The sequence below is a fragment of the Ornithinibacter sp. genome (assembly GCF_035443565.1).
Lineage (GTDB): Bacteria > Actinomycetota > Actinomycetes > Actinomycetales > Dermatophilaceae > Fodinibacter.
The window spans coordinates 1-1,288 of sequence record NZ_DAORSO010000384.1; the positions used below are offsets into that span (position 1 = coordinate 1).

Genomic DNA, 1,288 nt, shown 5'->3' on the forward strand with positions numbered 1-1,288 from the left:
ATCCCCGCCGGTTCCGACTGGATGGAACTGGGACGCGACTACATGAAGGCGGAGCTCGGCAAGGGCTTCGGGTACACGCCGTGAGCGGTTCTCCGATGCAGGCAGGCGGCCAGGACATGTTGGAGAACCTCGAAGCCGACTTTCCGGAGCACAAGCGACGGGCCTCCGGCGCACCCCATGCGCTGGACGGCATCCGGGTGGTGGACTTCTCGCACTTCATCGCGGGGCCGCTGGCGACCATGATCCTGGCCGACATGGGCGCCGAGGTGATCAAGGTCGAGGCGCCGGTCCGCGGCGACGACGCGCGCCGCTATCCGCCCATGCACCCGCAACTGGACCAGGGCGCACCCTTCGTCTGGAGCAACCGCAACAAGAAGAGCATCGCGCTGGACCTGAAGTCCCCGCAGGGGCTGGCGCTGGCGCGCGACCTCGTCTGCCGCGCCGACGTGCTGGTCGAGAACTTCTCCTCGGGCGTGATGCGTCGCCTGGGGCTGGACCACGAGACCTGCCTTGCCCTGAACCCGCGCCTGGTCTACTGCTCGGTGGCCGCCTACAGCCGCGAAGGCGCCTTCGCCGACCGCTTCGGCTTCGATCCCATCGCGCAGGCCGAAAGCGGCTTCGTTTCCATGAACGGTTATCCCGACCGCGAAGGCGTGCGGGCGCTCTCGCCGGTGATGGACATCAGCACCGCCATGATGGTGGGCAACGCCGTGCTCGGCGCGTTGCTGGCCCGGGAGCGCCTGGGCCGCGGCCAGCGGGTGGAGGTGTCCCTGTTCGACACGGCCGTCCTGATGACGGGCTATGCGACCATGCAGTCGCTGTTCACCGGCAAGGAGCCGCAACGCAGCGGCAACACCGCCCCCGACACCTGCCCCTCGGGCGCCTTCCGCGCCAGCGACCGCACCTTCTACATCAACAGCGGCAACGACAGAATCTTCCAGCGGCTCATGGGGCAGGTGCTGGAACGTCCGGACGTGGCCGCCGATGCGGATTACGCCACGGGTCCCCTGCGCATCCGGCATCGGGAGCGCCTGTTCGCCTTCCTCGACGAAGCGTTCGCGCGGCACGACTGGGCGCACTGGCAGGCTCGCATGCGCGCCGCCGGCGTGCCCTACGGATTGGTGCGCACGGTGGGCGAGGCGATCCGCTCGCCCGAGGCGCGCGACCACGAACTCGTCACCCGCATCCCCCATCCGGTGCTCGGCTGGGTTCCGAACGTGCGCTTGCCGATCCGCTACGCCGCCACGCCCATGGCCGATCCGGTGGCGGCCCCGGCGGTGGGGCAGCA

1 protein-coding gene is annotated in these 1,288 nt (G+C 69.6%); it reads left to right on the top strand.

Features of this window, described 5'->3' with window-relative positions; all coding sequences use genetic code 11:
- Positions 1–116: 116 nt before the first annotated feature.
- On the top strand, positions 117–1,288 hold a 1,172-nt coding region (locus PLL68_RS15385), incomplete at its 3' end, for a CaiB/BaiF CoA transferase family protein (RefSeq protein ID WP_324535596.1).